Raw genomic sequence first — 20077 nt, 5'->3', positions numbered from 1 at the left:
TCCCTGTTAGCTCTAGCGTCCCCGCCGACGGCCGCCGCGCCCCTTGGCGGGGTCGTAGCCACCCCCACCCGGCCCCAGCGGCTCGGGCACCTGCCCCTTGCGCCGCGACGGCCGGCCGGTGCTGCCGGCAACACCTGCGGTCGAGACCGGCACCGGCACCGGGTCCAGCCCCAGATCCAGCGCCTCCAGCCGCTTGATTTCGTCCCGCAGCCGCGCCGCGGTTTCGAATTCCAGGTCCGCCGCCGCCGCACGCATCCGCTTTTCCAGCTCCGCGATGGTGCTGCCCAGATCCTTGCCGACGAACTCCGCCACTTCCCCCGCCTTCGTCGGCGTGACGGTGACGTAATCCTGCTCGAAGACCGAGGACAGCGCCTCGCCGATATGCTTGCGGACCGATTGCGGGGTAATACCGTGCTCGGTATTCCATTCGGACTGCTTCGCCCGCCGCCGCGCGGTCTCCTCGATCGCATAGCGCAGACTGTCGGTCATGGTGTCGGCGTACAGCAGCACCCGCCCGTCGATATTGCGCGCCGCCCGCCCGATGGTCTGGATCAGCGAGGTGCGCGAGCGCAGGAAACCCTCCTTGTCCGCATCCAGGATCGCCACCAGCGAGCATTCCGGAATATCCAGCCCCTCGCGCAGCAGGTTGATCCCGATCAGCACGTCGAACGCCCCCAGGCGCAGGTCGCGGATAATCTCGATCCGCTCCAGCGTATCGACATCGGAATGCAGGTAACGGACGCGAATGCCCGCCTCGTTCATGTAATCGGTCAGATCCTCGGCCATGCGCTTGGTCAGGGTCGTGACCAGCACCCTGCCCCCGGCCGCAATCGTGGTGCGGCATTCCGCCAGCAGATCGTCCACCTGCCGCTCCACGGGGCGGATCTCGGTCACCGGGTCGATCAGCCCGGTGGGGCGGATCACCTGTTCGGCAAACACGCCGCCCACGCGCCCCATCTCCCACGGCCCCGGCGTGGCGCTGACGAAGATCGTCATCGGGCGGAATTTGTCCCATTCCGCGAATTTCAGCGGCCGGTTGTCCAGGCAGGACGGCAGGCGGAACCCGAATTCCGACAGGATCGACTTGCGCGCAAAATCCCCCCGCTCCATCCCGCCGATCTGCGGCACGGTCACGTGGCTTTCATCCACGATCAGCAGCGCATCCTCGGGCAGGTATTCGAACAAGGTCGGCGGCGGATCGCCCGCCTTGCGGCCGGACAGATAGCGGGAATAATTCTCGATTCCCTTGCACACGCCCGTGGTCTCGATCATCTCCAGGTCGAACGTGGTGCGCTGCTGCAACCGCTCGGCCTCCAGCAGCTTGCCCTCCGCCGTAAAATCCGCCAGCCGCTGGCGCAGCTCGTGCTTGATGCTGGTCACCGCCTGCGTCAGCGTCGGACGCGGCGTCACGTAATGGCTGTTGGCGTAGACGCTGACCTCCTGCAGATCGCCGGTCTTGTCGCCCGTCAGCGGATCGAACTCGGTAATCGCGTCGATCTCGTCGCCGAACAGCGAGATCCGCCAGGCCCGGTCCTCGTTCTGCACCGGAAAGATATCGACCGTTTCGCCCCGCACGCGAAAGGTCCCGCGCTGGAATGCCGCGTCATTGCGCCGATATTGCAGTTCGACCAGCGCCTTGACCAGCTTGTCGCGGTCGATCTCGCCCCCGGCCTCCAGCCGTACCACCATGCGCGAATAGGTCTCGACCGACCCGATACCATAGATGCACGATACCGAGGCCACGATGATGACGTCATTGCGTTCCAGCAGCGCCTGGGTGGCCGCATGGCGCATCCGGTCGATCTGCTCGTTGATCTGGCTGTCTTTCTCGATATACGTGTCCGAGCGCGGCACATACGCTTCCGGCTGGTAGTAATCGTAGTAGCTGACGAAATATTCCACCGCATTGTCGGGGAAGAACTGCTTCATCTCGCCATAGAGCTGGGCCGCCAGCGTCTTGTTCGGCGCCAGGATCAGGGTCGGCCGCTGGGTGGCCTCGATGATCTTGGCCATCGTGAAGGTCTTGCCCGACCCGGTAACGCCCAGCAGCACCTGGTCGCGTTCGCCCTCCCCCACCCCGGCCACCAGTTCGGCAATGGCACGCGGCTGGTCGCCCGCCGGTTCATAGGGCGACTGGATGACCAGCCGCCGCGTCTTCTCCTTCGCCGGCTGGCGTTCGGGCTGAAAGGTCACGATCTCTTCCGAGGGATCGGGACGACGGGTCTTCTTGCGGGCGGGCGCGGACATGGTTCTGGACTGTGGGGATCACGCGGCGCCAGCGCAAGAGCCGTCATACGCGCACCAGCCTGCACGCCGGGCGTGCCGAATCGGTTTGGGATTCGCACGGCCTGTCCCTAGACTGGCTGGATGGACGGCACCCTGTCCCCCCAATCCACACCCTATGTCCGCGTCATCGACCTGGAAACCAGCGACCGCGACGCCACGCGTGGCGGAATCGTCGAAATCGGCTGGCAGGACGTGGCACACGCCCCGGACGGCTGGCAACTGGCGGACGGCCCCCGCGCACAGCTGACCCACCCCGGCGGCCCGATCGCGCCCTGGACCACTTCCATCCACCACATTACCGACCAGGACGTGCGCGACGCGCCGCCCATCACGACCATCGCGCCCGACATCCTGCGCCCACCGGCCCGCCCGCTTGCCTTCGCCGCGCACCGCGCCAGCTTCGAACAAGGCTGGCTACGCGCCCACCTGCCGCCCACGCTGATGGCCGGCACCGGATGGATCTGCACCTATAAATGCGCGCTACGCCTGTGGCCGGACGAGCCCGGCCACTCCAACCAGGGGCTGCGCTATTCCCGCCGCCCGGCCGGGCTGGAGAAGCATCTGGGCAACCCCGCCCATCGCGCCGGCCCCGACGCCTATGTGACGGCCCACCATCTGCGCGACATGCTGGCGCTGGCCTCGGTCGAGGACTTGCTGCAATGGTCGCGCCAGCCGGCACTGCTGGTGAAGGTGCCCCACGGCCCCCTGCGCGGGCGACGCATCCGGGGCCTGGCCACCGACGATCTGGAGCGGTTGCTGGCGAGCCCCCACCAGCCCGGTCCCGACCTGGCCTTTACCCTGCGCTTCGAACGCGCCCGACGCGCCATGCCGGACGGCATCCCTGCCCTCATGCGGCAACTGTCCCTGCCTTTCCCCCCAGGCTGAAGACGATCAAAGTCCCCCAGCCATCCAGGCCCGAAACAACCAATAAACGACGCCAGCACAGAATAATCCGTCGGCAATATTCATCATGCCTGAACCGCCCCCCTTCCTGCTTCTGCAAGAAACGGGAGATCTTGAATTGATGATCGCCATGACACGCGACCGGCAGCTACGCTCCAGCCCGAACCGAAACGCCCGCATCCGACAGGCATGAAGGCGTCTGCCCGGTTCAGAAAAGGAGAGTGTCATGTCACTGAAATCCAGCCTTCGAGCCGTCGCGCCCGCCTCGCCCTTCAACCCGTCCCATCTGGCGCCAGACAACGCGCGCGACCCGCAGCACGCGGTCTTCGGCCAGACATCATCCCCCTCGCTGGACAGCCTGCCCACCGTGGACATCCGGCTCGATCAGGCCGCGCAGACATTATGGACCTTCATGCGGCCCGGCGGCCGCCCCAGCTTCTCTCCTCCCCTGCTGCGCGATCTGCACACCGTGCAACAGAACATCCACCACCTGGCACAGCAAACGGATGGCGCCCTGCCGTTCCGGCATATCGTCGTGGGGTCACGGGTTCCCGGCATCTTCAATCTCGGCGGTGATCTTTCCTTGTTCGCCGAGAAAATCATGCAGGGCGACCGAAACGGCCTGCGCCGCTATGCCTATCATTGCGTCGACGTGGTCTTCGCCAACGCTGACGGCTACGGCCATTGCCTGACCACCGTCGCGCTGGTGCAAGGCGACGCACTCGGCGGCGGGTTCGAAGCCGCCTTGTCGTGCGACGTCATCATTGCCGAAAAACACGCCAAGTTCGGCCTGCCGGAAATCCTGTTCAACCTGTTCCCCGGCATGGGCGCATACACACTCCTGTCGCGGCGCCTCAATCCCCGCATAGCCGAAAAAATCATCCTCAGTGGCCAGACCTACACGGCGACGGAATTGCACGAGATGGGGATCGTCGACGCTGTCGCCGAAACGGGGGAAGGCGAATCTGCCGTCTGCGAACATCTGGCCCGGATCGACAGGCGTCATAACGCGCATGACGCGATCCAGCGCATCAAGCGCCTGGTCAATCCGATCAGCCATCAGGAACTGCGCGACATTACCGATATCTGGGTGGACGCCGCGCTGAAGCTCACCGAAGCCGACCTGCGCAAGATGATGCGGCTGGTCAGCGCCCAGAACCGGCGCATCGGCACACCGCGACCGGAAAGCGTCGCCAGCTAACCGAACAGGATACCGGAGCGTTCTCATCAGGCACCCGCCTTTTGAAAACGCTCCGGGCAGCCTCTAGGACGGGCTGTCCGCCAACGGCACGACCGTATACGGCCGCAATGCGTCCTCCACCGCGTTCATCTCCAGCCAGATCGCCTCCTGATGGGCCCGCGCCCTTTCCTGCCCGTTCATATGGGGGATGCCCCGCCATTCATGACATAAGGCCGCCAGACGCTCCGCTCCGACATTGGCGGCGGCACTGCGCAACGCATGCGCTTCGTCCAGCAGGCGCGACCGATCCCCATCTTTCACCGCGTGATCCATCCGCGTGACGATCTCCACGGCATCCCGCAGAAAATCGCCAATGACTTCGGCCCGGAAGCGCTCGCCACCCAGGTCGAGCAGATCCTGCACCATCCGGCGATTGATGGTGGGGACGGGAAAGGGCACCACCACGGTCGCTTCCCCGCGCCTGGGGCACTCATCGCCGCCGGACGGACGATCGCACGCATGTCGGATACCCGCCTCAGCAGGCACCAGCGCCTCGATCGCCTGCACCAGGGCCTCCAGCGCCACCGGCTTGAGCAGGAAAGCATCCATCCCCGCCTCCCGACACCGCTTCTGGGTCTCGGGCGTCCCGTCAGCCGTCAACGCGACGATCGGAATCCCTCTCCCGCCCCCGACTTCGGAAAACCGATGAAGCTTCGTCGCCTCGATCCCGTTCATGACCGGCATGTTCAGGTCCATCAGGACCAGATCGAATGGCATCTCCTGCAGGATATCCAGGGCTTCCTCGCCATTCGCCACCGCCTGCCAGCGATGCCCGATCCGGGAAAGCAGCCTGCACAGGATCTTCCGGTTCACGATATTGTCCTCGACCACCAGGATCGAGAGCGAACGGCCGGCAGACATATCGGGCCCCCCCGAGTCCGAATCGGACGGGTCTTCCCGGAGCAAAAAGGCCGCGGCGACGGTCAGCGCCGTCCCAATCCACCCATCGCCCGCATCGGCGGGAAGCATCGATACGCTATCGCGCCGCACCGTTTCGGCCAGCGATCCCTCCACGCCTGACGGCTGCAGAAGCACCACCGGCAGGTCGGCCGGCAAAGGCAGCATCTCGTCCGGCATATCGGTCAACACGACATGCGGATGCTCCAGCCGCCCCAGAACGTCGGATACGCCCTCATTGGGTGAAACAGTGGCGAGCCGCGCCCCCAAGGCCGTCAAACGGGCCGTCAGCGCCTGATAACGATCAGGCTGGCGCGCCCACAGCAGCACAGGTGGCAGCCCCGTCCCGGTTTCCCCGCCCGGTGCCGTCCCGATCCTCAGCGGCAAGGTCACACGGAACGTACTGCCATGCCCCTCCCGGCTACGGACTCCGATCTCGCCCCCCATCAGCGTGACCAGCTGGCGGCAGATTGCCAGCCCCAGTCCAGACCCGCCGAACCGGTCGATCACAGTTGCATCCGCCTGGGTGAACGGGTCGAAAATCCGTTCCAACGCAGCCTGCGAGATGCCGATACCGGTATCCACAACCTCGATTACCAGACGGGCCGGCCCACCGCTTCCGGCGGGCAGGGCATCGACCCGGATGGTCACATGTCCTTTGTCGGTAAATTTGACCGCATTACCGACCAGGTTCAGCAAGACGTCCCGCAGGTGCTTTTCATCCCCGATCAGCCATAGCGGCGTACGGGCGGTGACATGACAGGCCAGAAGCAGGCCCTTTTCCCCCGCCGCCACCCCCGCAATGCGCCGGACCGCATTCAGCAGGGCCATCAGGTCAACCGGCTGTGCCTGTACCGGCATGCGTCCGTTCTCGATCCGGGCGAAATCCAGCAACCCCTCGACCATCCCCAGAAGCGAGGTCCCCGCGACGCGCACCGTCTGCAGCATCTCGCGCTGTTCGGCATCCAGCGCCGTGTCGTTCAGCAGGTGCGTCATGCCGATCACGGCATTCAGCGGTGTGCGCAGTTCGTGACTGACGCTGGCCAGGAACATCGTCTTTGCCTGATTGGCTTCCTCCGCACGTCGTCTGAGATTGGACAGGAATCGGATCAGTGACGCCGAATAAAGCGGGACAACCAGCAGACCAAGCGTCAGACCGGCCAACAGGTGACCGGCATCCCGCCATACGGGCAACGCATGCACCGCCAGCGTGAACCCGCCGGCGGCCAGAAAGGCGGCGCCCGTAATATAAGGCAGGCCGAAACGAAACCCGTATCCGAGGATGGCCCACAGATAGAGCGGATAGAACGGGATAACCGCAACCCCGTCGAGATACATGCCAAACGACAGAAAACCGATGTCCCATATCATCTGGACGATCCGCCGCGCCGGAGAGGGACGCGGCCACGCAACCAGGGCGGCGGCAATTGCCACACCGCCCGCCAGATAAAGAACGGCACATACAACCGACCAGACAAACTGATCCCTGTCCTCGAAACCGCCACCCAGAAAGAGTCCGACGACATAGACCAGAATGATGACGGCGATCACCAGCCGGTTCAGGACAATCTGATGCTCGCCGTCGCCACCCCGCCGCATGCGCGCCAGCAGGTTACGCACGTCGACCCACCCTGCCTTCAGTATCCGGAACCCGGACGGCCCGGACACCCCTCAACCAGGGAATGAGCATATGATTCACCATATCTCAATTCCCGGAAGGCCGTTCGACCGATGGGGTCAGACCATCCGACACGCTCAAGGCACCACTTCGCAGCAAGTGACGGAACTGGTCAGGCGGAACAGGGCGGCTGAACAGGAAACCCTGGGCCTGGTGGCATCCCTGCGCCTTCAACCAGTACAACTGATCTTCCCGTTCAATGCCCTCCGCAATCACCGGGATATTCAAATTGTTGCCCAGGGCAATGATCGCCTTGATGATCGCCTGGCTGCTGGACGAGGAATCGATTTCCCTGACGAAGACCGCGTCGATCTTCAGCCTGTGGATCGGCAATGTGGTCAGATAGACGAGAGAGGCATAGCCGGTCCCGAAATCGTCGATCGCGACAGACACGCCCATCTGCTGCAACGCCGCCAGTTGTCGCCCCGCCTTTTCCGGATTTTCGATCAATGCCGTCTCTGTCAGTTCCAGCTCCAGGAAACCCGGGTCCAGGCCGCTTTCGGTGATGGCATCCAGCACCATCTGCTGGACATCATGATAACGGAACAACATGCCGGACAGGTTGACCGCCATACGGATATGGATGCCCTCCCGCACCCATGCCGCTCCCTGACGACAGGCCTCGCGCAACGACCAGACCGTCATCGGCACGATCAGGCCGGTTTCCTCCGCCAGCGGCAGGAAATGGCCAGGATAGACAAGCTCCCCCTGCGGCCGCACCCACCGGATCAACGCTTCGACCCCTGTCACCAGACCGGATGCCAGGTCGATCTCGGGCTGATAGTGCAGCGTGAACGCACCACTCTCGATCGCCTGGCGCAGCGCCTGCTCCAGATCGGCCGCGACAGAGACGGCCTGCTCCATCGCCGTTTCGAAGAAGGCATATCGATGCCGCCCCTCGTTCTTCGCGCGGTACATCGCAAGATCGGCGCGTTTCAGCATCGTCTCGAACGTGAGGGCCGGGTCGGAATTTAATGCGATCCCGACACTGACGCCGACATTCACCGCCAGATCGCCCAGCGTGAACGGGCACGCAAAGATCGCAATAATCTGCTCGGCCAGCTCGCCGGCATCGTCCATACGCCTGATATCGTGGACAATCGCGAACTCGTCACCACCCAGACGGGCGATAAAGCAGGCACGGGGCAAAATCGATGTCAGCCGCACCGCAACCTGGCGCAGCAACTGGTCCCCGACCGTATGACCCTGCGTATCGTTGACACTTTTAAAACGATCGAGATCCAGAAGAAAAAAAGCAAACGGCCGATCATCGCCCCGCAGCAAAAGCGTCTGCGTATGTTTTTCAAGATTGGATCGATTGGGAAGGCCCGTCAGCTGATCGTAATATGCAAGACTATGCAGCTCCTTTTCGGATTTCTTGCGGTCCGTTATATCAAGAGACGTGGTCAGTACATAATGTTTGCCGTTCGCATCGTCATAAAACGGAATCTTCGATGTCAGGAGGCTCCATGTCACGCCATGCCGATCGACAATGGTTTCCTCGTAACGGGCCGTGGGCACCCCGCCCTCCAGGACCTGCCGGTCCAGCGTCAATGACGCCGCATCGACCGTGCGCGACTGCCCCCCGAGGACGCTCTCGTGAAACTTGTTAACAAAGATATAGTTTCCGTCGATATCCGTCGCGCTGATCATGGCGGGAACAGTATCGATCACCTGCAGCAGCCGGTCGCGGCTGCCGCGCAGCAGATCGTCATGCGCCTGACGACTGCTGATCAGCTCTTCTTCCAGTTGCACGGCGCGCGAACGCACCCGCTTCTGGTACCAGCTCAACTGCAACAGGTTACGGGCACGCGTCAGGAATTCGGTATGATCGACCGGACTGAGCAGAAAATCGGTCGCGCCGGCATCAAGGGCACTGATCCGGTAATTGCGGTCCTCATAGGCCGTGACGACCACGATCGGCACGTCATATCCCCAGTCAAGCGCGCGGATACGGGCGGTAAAGGCCGCGCCGTCCATCCTGGGCATCTTGTAGTCCGTAATGATCAGATCGGGCACCGGCGATGTCCCGAACCAGTCCAGCGCCTCCTGCGGCGTCGCGAAGCTTTCAACCCGAATGTCGGTCCCGAGGGTCACCGCCAGCCGGGCGAAGATGGTCCGATTGGTCGAACGGTCATCGACAATGACTACGAGTCGCATTCAAACCTCGAACAGAAGGATCAAGAGGACCGATTGCACCCGGCCGGACACGCTTCGCTGCCACGACCATCGGAACGAGGCAGGCGGACATGGCATCTTCCCGATCGGTTCGCCCTATCCCGCTTTCCGCTCCCCTTTCGGGACCGTCGAGGCTTTCACGATAGCACGATATCGCATGGTTTTGAGAAACAAACCGCTTCGGGAAACAGGTCTCTGCCCGATTGTCCGCGATCGCGCATGACGCGAAACCAGGCACAGCCGGCCACGCCCTCCCTAGGGAAGGCTTGGCCATGTTCGATCGAGCAGGGTTAAGATATGTTGAAAAAGCGTCTCAGGCCGTGGGAGGAACCCGCGCCTGCCGCAGGACCTCTTCCTGCCGCGCCGCCAGTTTCGCCGCATCGAAATCGGCAATCAGCTCCTGGAACAGCCGATACCAGTTCAGCTTCGCCCCCAGCCGCAGGAACACGCTGCCCAGACCGATCGCGGAGCGATCCACCAGCACGAACTCACGCGGCGGCCGCACACCCCCAGTCTGTTTCAGGCCGGCATACACCCGCTCGGCCACCGCCCGGCCATATTGCGGGTCGTCATTCTCCTGGATCGCGCGCACGCGGTCCTGCATCAGCGGTTCGTAGACAAAGCGCGCCCACTCGTTCAGCACGCGCATGGTCTCGCGCGACATATTCACAAAGCCCCAGGCCTGATAGGCATGATAGGCCAGATCCTCGTCATTGGTCTCCAACGCGCGATACAGGTCGATGATCCCCTGCACGAAACGGGCCGGGAAGATGCGGATCGCGCCAAGATCCAGCAGGTTCAGCCCATAATCCGACCGCACCGTGAAATTGCCCATATGCGGGTCGCCATGGATCACGCCGTTGCGATAGAGCGGCACGTACCAGGCATGGAACAGCGCGCGCGCCATGGAATCGCGTTGCTCCTGCGCCGGGTCGGTATCCAGCACCGACTGCACACCCCTGCCATCCAGCCAGTCCATCACCAGCAGCCGCCGCGTCGTCAGATCCTCGACCGGCATCGGCACGCTGACATCCGGGCACTCAGCCAGCATCAGGTTGTACAGTCGCAGGTTCGCCGCCTCGCGCAGATAGTCCAACTCCTCCTGCAGGCGGGCCGTCAGCTCCACCAGCACGTCATCCTGCTTGATCGTGCTGTCGATGCGGTAATAGAGCCCCACCGCCATGCGGAACTGCCGCAGGTCGGAATCCACCGTCGCCTGCATGTCCGGATATTGCAGCTTGCACGCCACCCGGCGCCCGTCCGGCAGCACCGCCCGATGCACCTGCCCCAGGCTGGCGGCCGCAGCGGCCTCATGCTCGAACGAGCGGAAGCGCCGCTCCCAGTCGCGCCCCAGTTCGGTGCTCATGCGTCGGCGCACGAAGCTCCACCCCATCGGCGGCGCATTGGCCTGAAGCTGCGCCAGTTCCGCCGCATATTCGTCCGGCAGCGCGCCGGGAATGGTGGAGAGAAGCTGCGCGCCCTTCATCAGCGGCCCCTTCAGGCCGCCCAGCACCGATTTCAGGTCACCGGCATGGGTGGCGTGATCAGTACGCAGCCCCATCTTGTGGCCTGCAATGCGCGCGGCGATGCCGCCGACCGCGCCCGACGTCCGCACCATCCGGCGCAGTTCGCCGAACATGCCGGTATTGTCGAGATCCCGTTCGTCCGCCACGTCAGGCACGCTCCAGTTCGTCAATAAATCCGGCGATCACGTCCAGCCCCTTGCGCCAGAAACCCGGATCGGCCGCGTCCAGCCCAAACGGCGCCAGCAATTCGCGGTGCCGCATCGTGCCGCCCGCCCGCAGCATGTCCAGATATTTGTCCTGGAACCCCGCATGGCCAGAGGTGAACACGCCATACAGCGCATTCACCAGGCAATCCCCGAATGCATACGCATAGACATAGAACGGAGAATGGATGAAATGCGGGACATAGGTCCAGTACACGTCATAATCCGGCGTAAAGTTGAAGGCCGGCCCCAGGCTTTCCGTCTGCACCTGCCGCCAGATGGCGCCGATCCGCTCGGGCAGCAATTCGCCCGATTTCCGCTCGTCATGCACCAGCGTCTCGAACCGGTAGAACGCGATCTGGCGCACGACCGTGTTCAGCATGTCCTCGACCTTGGCGGCCAGCATCAGCCGCCGCCGCGCCGGATCGGTCTCGGCATCCAGCAGCGCGCGGAAGGTCAGCATCTCGCCGAACACGCTGGCCGTCTCGGCCAGAGTCAGCGGCGTGCCCGACATCAGATAACCATGCGGCGCCGCCAGCACCTGGTGCACCCCGTGGCCCAGCTCATGCGCCAGCGTCATCACATCACGGGTGCGACCATGATAATTCAGCAGCAGATACGGGTGGACCGACGGTACGGTGGGGTGCGCGAACGCGCCTGACGCCTTGCCCGGCACCGGGGGCGCATCGATCCACGGATTGTCGAAGAACCGCCGCGCCACCGCGCCCATGCGCGGGTCGAACCCTTCATAGGCCGCCAGCACCTGCCGCGTCGCCTCGTCCCACGGAATGACCCGCTCGTCCGCCGCCGGCAGCGGGGCATTGCGGTCCCAATGTTCCAGCTTCTCCAGCCCCAGCCAGCGCGCCTTCATCGCGTAATAGCGATGCGACAGGCGCGGATAATCCTCCGTCACCGCCTGCACCAGCGCGTCGACGACCTCGTCCTCCACCATGTTGCTGCGATTGCGGTAGGACCCCGGGCGCGGATAATGCCGCAGCGAGTCGGTAATCGCCTTGTCCTTGGCCAGCGTGTTGGTGATCAGCGAGAACAGCTTGATATTGCCGCCAAACACGCTGCCGATCGCCTTCGCCGCCCGCTCGCGCACCGCACGGTCCTGGTCCGACAGGCGGTTCAGCGCCTCCCCCACCGTCAGGTCCCGCCCATCCAGCGGAATGCGCAGCCCGGCCATCGTCTCGTCGAACAGACGGCTCCAGGCCGAGGCCCCGGTCACCGATTTCTCGTGCAGGACCTGCTCGATCTCGTCACTCAACTGATGCGGCCGGAAGACCCGCAGGTCACGCAGGAACGGCATCCACACCGCCAGCGCCGGGTCAGCCAGACGGGCGGAAAGCTCCTCCTCCCCGATCCGGTTCAGCTCCAGGGTAAAGAACAGCAGATGGCTGGAAATATCCGTCAGCCGCTCGTTGATCGACTGCGAGAACCGCCCGATCCCGGCATCCGACGAATCGCCGGCAAACAGCAATTGCGCGTAGGACGCCGCCCGGCCCAGCACCTCGTCGATCCGCTGATATTCCCCGATCGCCTCGGCCAGCTCGCCGGGCGCAGCCCCGGCCAACCGCCCCTTCCAGGCGGCGGCAAAGGCGGCGGCGTCGGATTCGGCCTGCTCCAGATCGGTGCGCAGCGCATCCGATTCGGGGCTTTCATACAGGTCCCGCAGGTCCCAGCGCGGCAGCTCCCCGACCGCGCCCACCGGCGCGCCCCCATCGGCGGCCCGCAAGGGGCTGTGATCCATCGGGCCAGAGGCAAGATTCAGCTTCGGCATCGGCGCGCCACTCCTTCAACGCCCCCGGCACAATCGTACGGAGGGCCGATCCTGCCCTGATATCTAATGCGGAACGCGCCGCCGCGCGACCCCACAGGGCCATCGCGGCGGCGCAGGCAGGATGGAAGACGCGTCTTCAGGCGCTGCGCGCGGCCTCGGTCGCGGCGGTGTAGCCGATCACCTTTGCATATTCGCGCGGCACCAACTGCCAGAAGCGCGGCAGGATATTCTCCCATTTGTGCAGCAGAAGCGCGGCAAAGCGGCTGTGCGTCTCCCGCGCATGGGTCTCCACCAGCCCGCGCAGCACACCCTCCCATTTCGGGTCGATCACCCGGTTCCACAGCAATGTATCGGGGTTGATCCGCTGCTCGAACGTGCCGTTCTCGTCATAGACAAAGGCCATGCCCCCGGTAAAACCGGCGCCGAAATTGTCGCCCGCCTCACCCAGGATCACCACGGTGCCACCGGTCATGTATTCGCAACCGTTCGACCCGCAGCCCTCGACCACCGCCGTGGCGCCGGAATTGCGCACCGCAAAGCGCTCGCCCGCCTGGCCGGCGGCATAGAGCGCCCCCGCCGTCGCGCCATACAGCACGGTGTTGCCGATGATCGCGTTCTCGTTCGACACCAGGTTCGACGACGGCGACTGCCGCACCACGATGGTCGCCCCCGACAGGCCCTTGCCGACATAATCGTTGGCGTCGCCCAGCACTTCCAGCTTCAGCCCCTGGACCGCAAACGCCCCCAGCGACTGGCCGGCCGAGCCGCGCAGGCGCACCGTCAGATGCCCCGGCGCCAGCTTGGTCATGCCGAACTGCCGCACGATCAGCGAGGAAATGCGCGTGCCGATCGCCCGATGCGTGTTCTGCACGTTATAGTGCAGTTGCATCTTCTCGCCATGGTCGAACAGCGGCCGCGCATCGGCGATCATCTGCGCATCCAGCGTCTCGGGCACCTCATTGCGCCCTTCCCGGGTGCAGTAGCGGGCATGCGGCCCCGGATCGGCCTGTGCCAGAAGCGAATTGAGGTCCAGATCGTCCAGATAATCGGCACCGCGCGACACCTGCTTCAGCAGGTCGGTCCGCCCGATAATCTCGTTCAGCGACGAGAATCCGAGTGACGCCAGAATGTTGCGCACATCCTCGGCGATGAACGAGAACAGATTGATCACCTTCTCCGGCGAACCCTCGAACTTGGCGCGCAGGGCCTCGTCCTGGGTGCAGACCCCGACCGGGCAGGTGTTGGAATGGCACTGCCGCACCATGATGCAGCCCATGGCGACCAGGCTGGCGGTACCGATGCCGAATTCCTCGGCCCCCAGCATCGCCGCGATCACCACGTCGCGCCCGGTCTTCAGCCCGCCATCGGTGCGCAGCTTCACCCGGTGGCGCAGCCGGTTCAGCATCAGCACCTGATGCGCTTCCGCCAGCCCCAGCTCCCACGGCAGGCCGGCATATTTGACCGAACTCTGCGGGCTGGCGCCGGTGCCGCCACTATGGCCGGAAATCAGGATCGCATCGGCCTTGGCCTTAGCCACGCCGGCGGCGATGGTACCGATGCCCGACCGCGCAACCAGCTTCACCGTCACCGTGGCTTCCGGATTGATCTGCTTCAGGTCGTAGATAAGCTGCGCCAGGTCCTCGATCGAATAGATGTCATGATGCGGCGGCGGCGAAATCAGCGTCACGCCCGGCGTCGCATGACGCAGCTTCGCGATCAGCCCCGTCACCTTGAAGCCCGGCAACTGCCCACCCTCGCCGGGCTTGGCGCCCTGCGCCATCTTGATCTCGATCTCGCGGCAATCATTCAGATATTGCGCCGTCACGCCAAAACGGCCCGAGGCGATCTGCTTGATGGCCGAAGACGCATTGTCCCCATTCGGGCGCGGCTTGGCACGCGACGGGTCCTCGCCCCCCTCGCCCGAATCCGACTTCGCGCCGATCCGGTTCATGGCGATCGACAGGGTCTCATGCGCCTCGGGGCTCAGCGCCCCCAGCGAGATCCCCGGCGCGATCAGCCGCTTGCGCAACTGCGTGATGCTTTCGACCGCTTCGACGGGGATCGGCGTCCGCCCACCCCGGAAATCCAGCAGGTCGCGCAGCGCCACCGGCGGCTGGCGCCGCACCGCATCGGCATAGCGGCGATAGATCGTGAAACTGTCGGTCGCCACCGCCGTCTGCAGCATATGGATCAGGTTGCCGTCGAAGGCATGGACCTCGCCATGACGACGCATCTTGTACTGCCCACCCACCGGCAGCGCGATCACCGCCTGGTCCCACGCGGTCCGATGGAAGCTCATCACGTTGGTCGCGATGCCCGACAGGCCGATGCCCGAGATGCGCGAGGGCATGCCGGGGAAGAATTCCGCCGTCAGCGCCCGCGACAGCCCGATCGCCTCGAAATTATACCCGCCGCGATAGGCCGACACGATCGAGATGCCCATCTTGGACATCACCTTCAGCAGCCCCTTGTCCACCGCCTTGCGATAGCGCTCCACCGCCTCGCGCAGCGAGATATCGCCGAACAGGCCGCGCCGCAGCCGGTCGGCAATGCTTTCCTGCGCCAGATACGGGTTGATGCTGGTCGCCCCGACCCCGATCGTCACCGCAATGGCATGCACGTCCAGCGCCTCGGCCGACCGCACGTTCAGCGAGGTAAAGGTCCGCAGCGACTGGCGGACCAGATGCGTATGCACCGCCGCCGTGGCCAGGATCATCGGGATATAGGCCCGGTCGGCCGACTGCCCCTGATCGGTCAGGAACAGATGGGTGCAGCCCTCGCGCACCCGGTCCTCGGCCTCACGGCGAATGCGCGCGATCGCCTCGCGCAGCCCCGCCTCGCCTTCCGCCGCCGGGAAGGTGCAGTCGATCACGAAGCCGCTGTCGCCGCAGAAACTGCGCAACGCCTCGAACTCGCCGGTCGTCAGCACCGGGCTGGGCAGTTGCAGCAGGTCGCACTGGACCTCGGTTTCCTCCAGGATGTTGCCCAGATTGCCCAAGCGGGTCAGCAGGCTCATCACCCGCGTCTCGCGCAGACTGTCGATCGGCGGGTTGGTCACCTGGCTGAACGCCTGCCGGAAATAATGCGCCAGCCCCCGATAGCGCGAGGACAGCACCGCCAGCGGCGCATCGTCACCCATCGAGCCGATGGCCTCGGCTGCGGTCTCGACCATCGGATGCAGGATGGTCTCCAGCTCCTCCAGGGTCGTACCGACCGCCAGCTGCCGGCGGCGCAGCTCATCCCGGCCGTACAGCACCGGCTCCTGCACGTCGGCCCGCACCACCGAGCCGATCTTCTGGATGTTCTTCACCCAGGCGCCGAAATCCCGGCGCCCGGCCAGCAGGTCCAGCAGCGCCTCATGGCCGTAGAGCTTCGCTTCCTGAAGGTCGAGGCCGATCATCTGCCCCGGCCCGAGCCGCCCGCGCCGCACGATGTCGGTCTCCGGCACCTTCACCATGCCGGTTTCCGAGCCCACGATCAGCAGCCCGTCCGCCGTCACGGTATAACGCAGGGGGCGCAACCCGCTGCGGTCCAGCCCGGCCACCACCCAGCGCCCATCGGTGGCGCACAGCGCCGCCGGCCCGTCCCACGGCTCCATCACCGCATTGCAATAGGCGTACAGATCCTGGTGCTTCTGCGGCATGCCCGAATTGCCGCCGACACTGGCCGGTACCATCAGCGCCTTGACCATCGGCGCATCGCGCCCGGCAAAGGTCAGCAGCTCGAACACATTGTCCAGCATCGCGGTGTCGGACCCCGCGGCCTGCACCACCGGCTTCAGATCCTCCATCACCGGGTCCAGTCCCGGATCGGCCAGGCGCGTCTCGTGGCTCTTCATCCAGTTGACGTTGCCCGAGATCGTGTTGATCTCGCCGTTATGCGCCAGCCGGCGGAAAGGCTGCGCCAGCTTCCAGGTCGGGAAGGTGTTGGTCGAATAGCGCTGGTGATAGATCGCAAAGCGGCTGATGAAGCGCGGGTCCAGCAGGTCGGGATAGAAATCCGTCAGGTTCTCGGCCAGGAACATGCCCTTGTAGATCACCGACCGGCACGACATCGAGCAGATATACAGGTCCAGCGAGTTGGCCTGGGCACTCTTCTCGATCCGGCGGCGGATCACATACAGGTCGCGCTCGAATTCTTCCTCGTTCCGCCCCGGCAGGTTGCGGATCATGATCTGCTCGATCTCGGGCCGGGTGGCATTGGCCTTCTCACCGATGCACGACGTGTCGATCGGCACCTGACGCCAGCCATAGATGCCGTACCCGAAGGCCAGGATCTCCGTCTCGATGATCTGGCGGCAGCGTTCCTGCGCCGCCAGGTCCGTCTTGGGCAGGAAAACCATGCCGACGGCAATCTGCGTGTCCACGCAGCCTTCGCCACCGCTATGGATCGCCTCGGCAAAGAAATCCTGCGGAATTTCCAGATGAATCCCCGCGCCGTCCCCGGTCTTGCCGTCGGCATCGACCGCGCCGCGATGCCACAGGGCCTTCAGGGCGGCGATACCGGCATTGACCACCTCGCGCCGCTTGCGTCCGTCCAGCGACGCGATCAGGCCCACGCCGCAGGCGTCGCGCTCCTGCGTGGCGTCGTACAGCCCGGCAATCGCCTGCGCATTCTCATGCCACTCGGCCACGAACTCCTGGCCGGCATCCCGCGATCCGTGATCCTGGGTCAACTGGTCCATGTCCGTCACTCCGCCGCCTGGGCGCACTGGGCCGCCCGGTTTTCCAGCCAGCGATGCATCTGCGCCGCCGCATCCCGTCCATCGCGAATGGCCCACACCACCAGGCTGGCCCCGCGCACGATATCACCCGCCGCAAACACGCCCGGCAGGCTGGTCATGAAGCTCTCATGGTCGACCCGCAGCGTGCCCCAGCGCGACACAGCCAGGTCCGGCTGCCCCCACAGGGTCGGCAGCGGCTCGGGGTCGAAGCCCAGCGCCTTGATCACCAGGTCGGCTTCCAGCACGAAGGCGCTGTCCTCGACCGGCTCGACCGACTGGCGGCCGCTGGCATCGGACATGCCCAGCTTCATGCGCACGGCGCGCACGCCGCTGACGCTGCCATCTCCAAGGAACGCCTCCGGCGCCGCCAGCCAGACGAAGGACACACCTTCCTCCTCGGCGTTCTTCACCTCGCGGATCGAGCCGGGCATGTTCGCGCGGTCGCGGCGATAGAGGCATTTGACCGATTTCGCACCCTGGCGAATGGCGGTGCGCACGCAATCCATCGCCGTGTCGCCACCGCCGATCACCACCACCGACTTGCCGGCGGCATTCAGCGCCGCGCTCTCGTCCGGGGCAAACGCGTCGCCCAGCGACAGCCGGTTGGACATCGTCAGGTAATCCAGCGCCTTGACGATCCCCCCCAGGCCCGCACCCGGCCCACCGATATCGCGCGACTTGTAAACGCCCGTCGCGATCAGCACCGCATCATGGCGGGCGCGCAGGGTCGCGAAAGAGAGCGTGCCGTCCCCGTCGCCATCCGTGATGTCCACCCCCAGATGGAACCGAACCCCCGATTCCTCCAGATAAAGGTGACGGCGGGCAACGATGTCCTTCTCCAGCTTGAAGCCGGGAATGCCATAGATCATCAGGCCGCCGATCCGGTCGTACCGGTCATAGACATGCACCTGATAACCCTGCTGGCGGAACTGCATCGCGGCGGCCAGGCCACCGGGGCCGGCGCCGACGATGCCGATCGAGGTCTCGCGCTCGACCGGCGGCCGGATCGGCTCCACCCAACCTTTGGCGAAGGCAGTATCGGTAATGAAGCGTTCGACCGCGCCGATGGTGACGCTCTCGAACCCCTTCTCGATCACGCAATTGCCTTCGCACAACCGGTCCTGGGGACAGATGCGGCCGCAGATCTCGGGGAAATTGTTGGTGGCGGAAGACAGCGCATACGCTTCCTCCAGCCGCCCCTCGGCCGTCATCTTCAGCCAGTCGGGGATATTGTTGCCCAGCGGGCAATGGACCGAGCAGAACGGCACCCCGCATTGCGAGCAGCGGCTGGCCTGCTGTTCCGCCTTTTCCACTGCGAATGCGCGATAGATCTCGTCGAAATCGCCATTCCGCTCCGCGGCCGGCCGCTTGTCGGGCTGGCTCTGCGGCACGGAGACGAATTTCAGCATGTGCTCGACCATCGGTCCCCCCTGGATAACGCCCGACCGTCACCTGCGGTGCGTGTTGTTGGCGGAACACCTACGACAGACATATCTACCATAAAAGACAGCATCACTGCCATTTATGACAAAAAGGCCAATCGAGAACCATCAGAGCAAACGGGTCACTGGGTCACATTGGTCCGCTTCGGACCAATTGACCATATAATGCGTTGAGCTGGCTTGTTTATGTAATTTTATATCTACCCAGATAGGATGGAACAATCATTTCCAACGACGCCGGCTGAATACCCAGCTGCTGCAAGCCCGGCGCCCCATCCGCCGCCACATTGTCGCTCGACAGCATCGCCAGCTGGTCCCGCGTCAGCATCTTTCCGGGCAGGCGCTCCAGCCACATGGCCTGCCACCAGGCCAGGGCGGGCGGTACCGCAACCACCAGCCGGCGGCGCCCCACCGCTGCCACGACCAGGCGCGCGATCTCCTCCATGGTCCGAATCGCCGGCCCACCGAATTCGAAGATCGCCCCCGCATATCCGCCGCCGGCCAGAAGCCGCCGGATTCCCTCGGCCACATCGGCAACATAAACCGGCTGCAGGCGCGTCCGCGCGCCATAGACCGGGACGATGGGGCTGAACCGCGCCAGCGTGGCGAACAGGTTGGTAAAATGATCCTCCGCCCCGAAGAGGATGGACGGCCGCACGATCATGGCTTCGGGCATCGCGCGCAGCACCGCGTCCTCCCCGGCCGCCTTGCTGCGGCCATAGGCGGACCGGCTGTCCGGCGACGCCCCGATGGCCGAGACATGCACCAGTTGCGCCACCCCCGCCGAAGCCGCCAGACGCGCGACGGCCGCCGCGCCATCAACATGCACCGCCTGAAACGTCGCCCGCCCACGCTCGGCCAGGATGCCGACCAGGTTCACCACGACCCGAGCCCCTTCGACCACCGGCACGAGCGATTCGGGATTCAGAATCGAGGCCCCCAACGGCACGATCTGCCCCACATCGCCCAGCGGGCGCAGCGACGCCGCCCGATCGGCGCGGCGCGCGGCCACGCGCACCACATACCCGTCCTCCGCCAGGCGCCGGACCACATGCCGCCCCAGGAATCCCGAACCGCCGATTACCGCCGCCACTTTTCGCGTCGTCATGTCCATTCCCCGAATATGGGGTCGGCCGCCATGCGCAGGGAGCCTGCCCACGCGCGGAATCCCGCCCCTCATCCTGTTTTTTCACACGTGTAGCACAACGCCCATCCCGC

10 protein-coding genes are annotated in these 20077 nt (G+C 64.9%); 2 read left to right on the top strand and 8 right to left on the bottom strand.

The window, feature by feature from the left end; genetic code table 11:
• Positions 1–12: 12 nt before the first annotated feature.
• Complete coding sequence (gene uvrB, locus HLH35_RS11450; RefSeq protein ID WP_182979261.1) at positions 13–2247, bottom strand: excinuclease ABC subunit UvrB; 2235 nt, start codon at positions 2245–2247, stop codon at positions 13–15.
• A gap of 120 nt (positions 2248–2367) precedes the next feature.
• Between uvrB and HLH35_RS11445 the strand changes: the two genes are divergently transcribed.
• Together HLH35_RS11445 and HLH35_RS11440 are read left to right on the top strand one after the other, a co-directional pair.
• Positions 2368–3171 (top strand): DNA polymerase III subunit epsilon, encoded by an 804-nt coding sequence (locus tag HLH35_RS11445; RefSeq protein ID WP_182979260.1) that lies wholly within the window; start codon positions 2368–2370, stop codon positions 3169–3171.
• Between the two features lie 244 nt (positions 3172–3415).
• Positions 3416–4390 carry a crotonase/enoyl-CoA hydratase family protein gene (locus HLH35_RS11440; RefSeq protein WP_182979259.1) on the top strand — a complete coding sequence of 325 codons (975 nt, stop codon included), beginning with the start codon at positions 3416–3418 and terminating at the stop codon, positions 4388–4390.
• Positions 4391–4453: 63 nt separating this feature from the next.
• Here the strand turns inward: HLH35_RS11440 and HLH35_RS11435 are convergent, their stop codons facing one another.
• The 7 genes from HLH35_RS11435 to HLH35_RS11405 all read right to left on the bottom strand — a co-directional run bounded on the left by HLH35_RS11435 (position 4454) and on the right by HLH35_RS11405 (position 19967).
• A complete protein-coding gene (locus HLH35_RS11435; protein WP_182979258.1) occupies positions 4454–6946 on the bottom strand; it encodes an ATP-binding protein in 2493 nt (830 codons plus the stop codon).
• Positions 6947–7031: 85 nt separating this feature from the next.
• Entirely contained in the window at positions 7032–9164 is a 2133-nt protein-coding gene (locus tag HLH35_RS11430; protein ID WP_182979257.1) for a putative bifunctional diguanylate cyclase/phosphodiesterase, read from the bottom strand.
• A 331-nt stretch (positions 9165–9495) separates the two neighbouring features.
• Positions 9496–10821, bottom strand: coding sequence for an ABC1 kinase family protein (locus HLH35_RS11425; RefSeq protein ID WP_182965686.1), 1326 nt, complete (start codon positions 10819–10821; stop codon positions 9496–9498).
• Between the two features lie 34 nt (positions 10822–10855).
• A complete protein-coding gene (locus tag HLH35_RS11420) occupies positions 10856–12664 on the bottom strand; it encodes a M3 family oligoendopeptidase (protein ID WP_246385043.1) in 1809 nt (602 codons plus the stop codon).
• 166 nt (positions 12665–12830) lie between these two features.
• A complete protein-coding gene (gene gltB / locus HLH35_RS11415) occupies positions 12831–17378 on the bottom strand; it encodes a glutamate synthase large subunit (RefSeq protein ID WP_182979255.1) in 4548 nt (1515 codons plus the stop codon).
• Between the two features lie 5 nt (positions 17379–17383).
• Complete coding sequence (locus tag HLH35_RS11410) at positions 17384–18838, bottom strand: NAD(P)-dependent oxidoreductase (RefSeq protein ID WP_182979254.1); 1455 nt, start codon at positions 18836–18838, stop codon at positions 17384–17386.
• A 205-nt stretch (positions 18839–19043) separates the two neighbouring features.
• Positions 19044–19967: a complex I NDUFA9 subunit family protein gene (locus tag HLH35_RS11405; protein ID WP_182979253.1), complete on the bottom strand. Its 924-nt coding sequence runs from the start codon at positions 19965–19967 to the stop codon at positions 19044–19046.
• Positions 19968–20077 lie beyond the last annotated feature (110 nt).

It is taken from the genome of Gluconacetobacter asukensis (assembly GCF_014174375.1).
Taxonomy (GTDB): Bacteria; Pseudomonadota; Alphaproteobacteria; order Acetobacterales; family Acetobacteraceae; genus Gluconacetobacter; species Gluconacetobacter asukensis.
Note: the sequence above shows the minus strand (reverse complement) of the source record. Positions and strands in the feature narration are given on the sequence as shown.